General features: G+C 67.3%; 7 protein-coding genes. 2 read left to right on the top strand and 5 right to left on the bottom strand.

Going from position 1 to position 6,337, the window contains the following annotated elements; all coding sequences use genetic code 11:
* Positions 1–137, top strand: a 137-nt coding sequence (locus VHD82_RS21260) for a hypothetical protein (RefSeq protein WP_325706519.1), incomplete at its 5' end; no start/stop codon positions are given.
* A gap of 200 nt (positions 138–337) precedes the next feature.
* On the opposite strand, the gene VHD82_RS21255 is transcribed toward VHD82_RS21260, so the two are convergent.
* The gene (locus VHD82_RS21255) at positions 338–2,341 is read right to left on the bottom strand and encodes an APC family permease (RefSeq protein ID WP_325706516.1); all 2,004 of its coding nucleotides are present in this window, start codon (positions 2,339–2,341) and stop codon (positions 338–340) included.
* 178 nt (positions 2,342–2,519) lie between these two features.
* Here VHD82_RS21255 and VHD82_RS21250 point away from each other — a divergent pair, with 178 nt between their 5' ends.
* Entirely contained in the window at positions 2,520–2,825 is a 306-nt protein-coding gene (locus VHD82_RS21250; RefSeq protein ID WP_325706513.1) for a winged helix-turn-helix transcriptional regulator, read from the top strand.
* 214 nt (positions 2,826–3,039) lie between these two features.
* Here the strand turns inward: VHD82_RS21250 and VHD82_RS21245 are convergent, their stop codons facing one another.
* The 4 genes from VHD82_RS21245 to VHD82_RS21230 all read right to left on the bottom strand — a co-directional run bounded on the left by VHD82_RS21245 (position 3,040) and on the right by VHD82_RS21230 (position 6,226).
* On the bottom strand, positions 3,040–3,321 hold the full coding sequence (locus VHD82_RS21245) for a Smr/MutS family protein (protein WP_325706511.1): 282 nt from the start codon (positions 3,319–3,321) through the stop codon (positions 3,040–3,042).
* 222 nt (positions 3,322–3,543) lie between these two features.
* Entirely contained in the window at positions 3,544–4,533 is a 990-nt protein-coding gene (locus VHD82_RS21240; RefSeq protein WP_325706508.1) for a sigma-70 family RNA polymerase sigma factor, read from the bottom strand.
* A 167-nt stretch (positions 4,534–4,700) separates the two neighbouring features.
* On the bottom strand, positions 4,701–5,492 hold the full coding sequence (locus VHD82_RS21235) for an SDR family NAD(P)-dependent oxidoreductase (RefSeq protein WP_325706504.1): 792 nt from the start codon (positions 5,490–5,492) through the stop codon (positions 4,701–4,703).
* Positions 5,493–5,497: 5 nt separating this feature from the next.
* Positions 5,498–6,226, bottom strand: a complete 729-nt coding sequence (locus VHD82_RS21230; protein WP_325706501.1) for an SDR family NAD(P)-dependent oxidoreductase — start codon at positions 6,224–6,226, stop codon at positions 5,498–5,500.
* Positions 6,227–6,337 lie beyond the last annotated feature (111 nt).

Genomic DNA, 6,337 nt, shown 5'->3' with positions numbered 1-6,337 from the left:
TCGGCTGGGAAACCAGCGCGCTCGGCTACCCCGTCCGGGACGAATACGCCATCACCGGCGGACGGCGCCACGACTTCCAGCACGGCACCATCAGCTGGAACAGCGGCAACGGAGCCCTCACCGTCGCCTACAGCTGAGCAGCCACAGGCGACGAACACCGCGCGGTCAGGATGACGAGGACGAGGCCACGGACTACCGCGCCGCGGTAGGCGACTCGCTGATGGCCGAGTTCCTGCTTGACGTTCCTGCTTGACCTGGTCATCGAGAGCGGCAGGCGTACTGGAAGCGGTTGTTCGCCCTCCTCCGGCCGGGGCCCGCGGAGGGCCGTCCGGGCGGATCAGGTGCGGCGTTGGGTGGTGACGCCGCGCCGGATGTCGCCGGGCAGCGGGCGGACCCGCTGCAGGTCCCGCCGGGCCGTGGACCGCAGCTGCCAGGGGACGCTGGTGACCATGACGCCGGGTTCGAACAGCAGGCGGCCTTTCAGGCGCAGTGAACTCTGGTTGTGGAGGATGTTCTCCCACCAGTGCCCGACGACGTATTCGGGAATGTAGACGCAGACGACGTCGCGGGGGCTGGTGCGGCGGAGGTTCTTGACGTAGGCCACGACCGGCCTGCTGATCTCGCGGTAGGGCGATTCGAGCACTTTGAGCGGGATCTTCATGTTGCGTTGTTCCCACTGCCGCTGCAGTTCCCTGGTGTCGTGGTCCTCGACGTTGACGGTGATCGCGGTGAGGGTGTCCGGCCGGCTGGCGCGGGCGAACGCGATGGCGCGCTGACTGGGTTTGTGCAGACCGGACACCAGCACGATGGCATGCACGCGGCTGGGCAGTAGTTCGCTTTCGTCGTCGGGCAGGAGTTCGTCGCGGACATGGGTGTAATGGCGGTGGATCGCGCGCATCAGCACGTACAGCACGGGGATGGCGATGACGACGAGGTAGGCGCCATGGGTGAACTTCGTCGCCAGCACGACGATCAGGACGACGGCGGTCAGGGCCGCCCCGGCAGCGTTGATCAGCCGGGACCGTTGGATCGAAAACCGGGTGCGGGCGTCGGTCGCGGAGGCGAGTTCCCGGTTCCAGTGCCGGACCATCCCGGCCTGACACAGGGTGAACGAGGTGAACACCCCGAGGATGTAGAGCTGGATCAGCCGGGTCGTGGAGCCGTCGAAGGCGAAGATGAGCACGCCGGCGACGACGGCGAGTGCGACGATGCCGTTGGAGAACGCGAGCCGGTCACCGCGGGTGCGCAGCTGCCGGGGCAGGTACCGGTCCTGGGCGAGGATCGAGGCCAGCAGCGGGAAGCCGTTGAACGCGGTGTTCGCGGCGAGGATCAGGATCAGCGCCGTGGCGGCCTGCAGGAAGTAGAACGGGACCGAGTGGTCGCCGCCGAACACCGCGGCGGCGATCTGGCTGATGACGGTGCGCTGCGGATCGCTCGTGCAGTCGCCGCGGAAGCCGACGAGGTCGCAGGTGTTCTCGGCGATCCGGACGTGGCTGATCATGGCGAGCGCGGTGATGCCGCCGAACATGACCACGGCGATCACGCCCATGGCGGTCATGGTGCGGGCGGCGTTGGTGCTCTTGGGTTTGCGGAACGCCGGCACGCCGTTGGAGATGGCTTCGACCCCGGTGAGGGCGGTGCAGCCGGAGGAGAACGACCGCAGCAGCAGGAACACGAGCGCGAGGCCGGTGAGGCCGGCCTGTTCGGGGCGGACCTCGTAGCCCGCACTTTCGGCGACGGGTGCGTGACCGGCGACGGCCCGCCCGAGCCCGAGCGCGATCATCAGGACGACCCCGGCGATGAACAGGTAGGTCGGGATGGCGAAGGTGCGGCCGGACTCGCGGATACCCCGCAGGTTCATCGCCATCAGCACCAGGACGAACCCCAGGTTCAGGGCGATCCGGTAGTCGTTGAGCTCGGGGACGGCGGAGATGATGTTGTCCACACCGGACGCGACCGACACCGCGACGGTCATGATGTAGTCGACCATCAGCGCCCCGGCCACGACCAGGCCCGCGGAGCTGCCAAGATTTCGGGAGGCGACCTCGTAGGATCCGCCGCCGCTCGGGTAGGCGCGCACGACCTGCCGGTAGGACAGCACCACGACGGTCAGCAGGACCGCGACCGCCAGGCCGATCCAGGGCGCGAGGGTGAGGTACGCGAGTCCGCCGATACTGAGGATCAGCAGGATCTCCTGGGTCGCGTAGGCGACCGAGGACAGCGGGTCGCTGGCGAAGATCGGCAGGGCGAGCCACTTCGGCAACAGTGTCTCGCCGAGGGTGTCGCTACGAAACGGCCGTCCGAGTACCAGCCGTTTGAGCCATGACGTGGGTGCCGGCACGTATCGCAGCCTGCCTGCCGTAAGCAGGCAGTGGCGTATGGATTTCGTCAAGATCCGGCGCCGGGCGTAGGGATTCCGTCAACGTGTCCCGACAAGCCGTCAGGGTTACGTCAACGGTGCCTCCCGGCGCCGCCCAGGTGCTTAACGTCCCCGGCACACCACCTCCCGGGGAGCTGCCATGGCCGACGACCGCCCCGCGCGCGTGATCTCCTGTCCTGGCGCGGTCGAACTCCTCGACGAACTCATGACCGGTCCTCGCCGGTTCTCCGAACTGCACACGACATTCCCGCGACGGGTGCTCGTACCCGCCCTCCGCGCCCTGGCCGCGGAAGGCGCTCTCCTGTGCCCGCAGGCGGGAAGCTGGGACTCGTGCCCGCGCGGTGACGCACTCATCGACCTCACCGACACAGGCCGCCAGCTCGCGGTGGAATTGTCCGATTTGGACGTGTGGGTCGCGGTGTACGACCGCTACCTCAACGGTTAGCCGGGATCACGGCCGGACGTGCGGGCTGGTGCAACGCCTGGGCCGCGTGGACGCAGTCGGGGAGGTCGCCCGACCAGGTCCGGCACCACTGTCATCGGGCAGCTGCTCGGCCAAGTCGGTGACGAGCAGGTTGTCCGGCGTCTGAGCGGTGCCCTCGGCCATGTTGAAGTGCATCCGCCGACCACGATCAATCTATCCATTGTGGACAGATCGGCTACTTCAAGTGCACGAGCACGACCCCGTCGTTGCCCGGGGCCACCTCGACCCGCCGATACAGCTTCTTCAGGTGGGGCTGCCGGAGCATCGCGAGAACGCGGTCCTTGAGCTTCCCGGAACCCTTGCCCGGAATGATCTCGACGAGGGGGAAGTTCCCGCCGGCCGCACGAAAGATCGCGTTGCGGACCGCTTTGTCGATATCCCTGTCGCTGCGGAAGATCGGGTGCAGATCCACGGTCAGCTTCTCCGCCAATGTGTGCTCCTTGGGCTCGAACAGCATTTCGCTTCCGCTGAACCCAAGCACGACACGAGGGAGAAGCCAAGGCCCGAACCGCAGCGCCAGGCGGCGTCGCTCTCGGGGTGGTCAGAATCCGATGGCTTCGCGCACGCTGGGCGCGCCGTATACGCCAAGTGCGCGAACGTTTTCCAGCGGGAGCGCCTGTTGCTTGACACGGCGCAGCGCGGCGCTCAGGTCTGGCACCAGCAGACGTACCGCACAGCGCTACGGCGCGCTCGCCGATGCGAGGACTTCCGGGAAGCCGAAGGTTTTCACCAGGGCGGCGTCGTTGAACGCCACTATTCGCGCGATACGGCCACCGATCAGCGAGAGCACGTCGATACCGTTCGCCCGGTAGGTGCCGTCCGGAGCCCGCCCATACAGGGCGACGGCCGGGTCTCCGTTCGCCCGGGTGGGTAACGCGCGCCACTGCCCGGGCGCGCGCAGCACAACCCTGGCCAGGAATTCGGAAACCGCGTCGCGTCCGGTGAACCAGGTGGGCACCGGCGGCATCTCCAGTTCGACGTCCGCACGGAGAAGCTCGGCGAGGCCGGCGACATCGGCGTGTTCGAAGGCCGCCACATACCGGTCGAGCAAGGTCCGGAGCTCGGGCTGGGCGGGCTCGCTCAGCTCGTCCTGCATCGGGCCGGCGTCCGCGAGCTGGATCCGGGCGCGCTGCAACGCGCTGTTGACCGCCGTCGTCGAACTCTCCAGCATCTGGGCGACTTCCTTGGCCTTCCAGCCGAGTACGTCGCGGAGCACCAGCACTGCCCGTTGCCGGGCCGACAGGTGCTGCAATGCGGCGACGAAGGCCAGCCGGACCGAATTCCGCCGCGGTACGACCACACCAGGGTCGGCGGCGGAGGCGTAAAGGATGCTGTCGGGCGCCGGTTGCAGCCACGGAACCTCGGACTCGGCGGGCGCGAGCGGTGTCCCGCCGGTATCGGACGGAGCGGACAGGCCGGAGGGCAGCGGCCGCCGCTTGTTCGACCGGAGCGCGTTCAGGCAGGTGGTTGTCGCGATCCGGTAGAGCCACAACCGGACGGACGAACGGCCCTCGAACTGGTCGAAAAACCGCCACGCCCGCAGATAGGTGTCCTGCACGACATCTTCGGATTCATCGACCGAGCCCAGCATGCGATAGCAGTATGCGAGCAGCTCGGGACGATAGCGGTCGGTCAGTTCCGCGAAAGCTTCTGGGCTCGTGGTGGGCATCGCTCATGCCTACCAGTCGAACCGGGTGAGGGTGTTCATGGCAGCTCCTGCGGGTCGTGGGGTGCGGTGGTCGCCTTGAATAGAGACACCGGGGCGTGGCGAAACTTGTCGCGAGGGGCACCGGGTGCCCGAACAGCTTTCCCCGCCTGTTCGGACACCCGGCCGCATCAGTCGGACACGAGTCCGCCGGTCAGGTTCGCCACCGTCCCGGTCATCGCGGCCGCACGATCGGACGCGACGAAGGCGGTCACTTCAGCGAGCTCCGTCAGTGCCGTCGGGCGCTTCCGGTGGGTCCGCTGCGCGATGGCGTCGGCGAACTGCTCACTGGAAGTTCCGTACACCTCGGCGTGAATGCCGAAGACCTCGTCGATCAGCGGCGTTTCCACCATGCCCGAAGTGCGCAGGCACACTGCCCGCACGCCGTATTCGGCGCATTCCACGGAAAGCTCCCTGGTGAACGATTCGATCGCGGCCCACGCCGGTCCCATTCCACCGAGCAACGACACGCCGGCCTTGCCCGGTTCCGCCGTGTGCAGCAGGATCACTCCGGATCGCGCGGGAACCATCTTGCGGGCGGCCGCACTGGCGGTGATGAAATGAGACCGCGTATACGTGGTGATGGGCAGCAAATAACTCTCCAGCGAGAGCTCGGTGATCGCGATGCCCTGAACGCCCGTTTGCGGAATACCGATGGCATTGAACGAGACGTCCACCGTTCCGGTTTTCGCCACGACAGTGTCCAGGTGGCTTTCCACGGACTCCGCGTCGAGCGCATCGACCTCGGCCACCTCCGCCTTTCCATCGGCTGCCGCGATTTCCTTGGCGAGCGCGTCGAGTTCGCCACGGTCGCGACCGGTGAGGAATACGTGCGCGCCCTCGCGCGCGAAGGTGCGGGCAACAGCGGCGCCGACCGCGCCACCGGCGCCGTAGACAACGGCCGTTTTGTCTTTCAGCAGCATTTCGATCACGCCTCGGCGGGCACGTTGGCGACCATTTCGGCGTACTGCGCTTCCAGCGCCTTCGACGCACCGGCGTTCCAGCTTTCCCTCAGCATCGCGGACAGGCTGTCGGGGAAGATTTCGGCCTCGCCGCGCTCCACTCCGTCGAACACGGCCTTGGCGACGGATTCCGGGCTGGCCTTGGGAATGTCGAGCCCGCGGGACATGTCGGTGTCCACCGGCCCGGTCAGTACAGCGTGGACAGTCACCCCCTGCGGCGCCAGCAGGAGCCGCAGCGACTGCGTGAGATTGAACGCCGCGGCTTTCGAGATCGAATAGGACGGGATCATCGGCAACGGGGCGAGCGCGTTCACCGACAGAATGTTGACGACCGACCCCTGCGCACGGACCAGCAGCGGCAGGGACGCGTGGATGACGTCATTCGTGCCGTGGACGTTGACCGCGAAATGCCGTTCGAGCACTGTCCGGTCACTCAGGTCGTCGTACAGCGCGATTCCGGCGTTGTTGACGAGAACGTCGAGGGACTCGATCTCGGTGACGGCACGCTGAATCTGCGCCGGGTCCGTCACGTCCAGGGTCACCGGGACGACTCGCTCGTCCGAGTGGGAAAGGTCGACCCGAGTGCCCGCGTACACCCGCCGTGCACCACGTTGCAGCGCCTCGTCCACCAGTGCACGGCCGATACCGCGGTTGGCCCCGGTGATGAGAACGGAAGCGCCATTGATGTTCGACATTCGCGTGAACTCCTCTGTTTCCGGGGCCGGAATACCCAGCCCGTGCGTACCGGAATAGAGACACCCGGCGACGCGCAAACTCGTCGCACGCGGCGGGCAGCCACGACCGCG

Origin of the sequence: Amycolatopsis sp. (assembly GCF_035546795.1) — a bacterium.
Taxonomy (GTDB): domain Bacteria; phylum Actinomycetota; class Actinomycetes; order Mycobacteriales; family Pseudonocardiaceae; genus Amycolatopsis_E.
This window is presented reverse-complemented; position numbering and strand designations above follow the sequence as displayed.

What these genes read in the sequence shown, in the direction of transcription:
- VHD82_RS21250 (WP_325706513.1), top strand. Translation starts at nt 2,520, where the DNA reads ATGGCCGACGACCGCCCCGCGCGCGTGATCTCCTGTCCTGGCGCGGTC.
- VHD82_RS21245 (WP_325706511.1), bottom strand. Translation starts at nt 3,321, where the DNA reads ATGCTGTTCGAGCCCAAGGAGCACACATTGGCGGAGAAGCTGACCGTG.
- VHD82_RS21240 (WP_325706508.1), bottom strand. Translation starts at nt 4,533, where the DNA reads ATGCCCACCACGAGCCCAGAAGCTTTCGCGGAACTGACCGACCGCTAT.
- VHD82_RS21235 (WP_325706504.1), bottom strand. Translation starts at nt 5,492, where the DNA reads ATGCTGCTGAAAGACAAAACGGCCGTTGTCTACGGCGCCGGTGGCGCG.
- VHD82_RS21230 (WP_325706501.1), bottom strand. Translation starts at nt 6,226, where the DNA reads ATGTCGAACATCAATGGCGCTTCCGTTCTCATCACCGGGGCCAACCGC.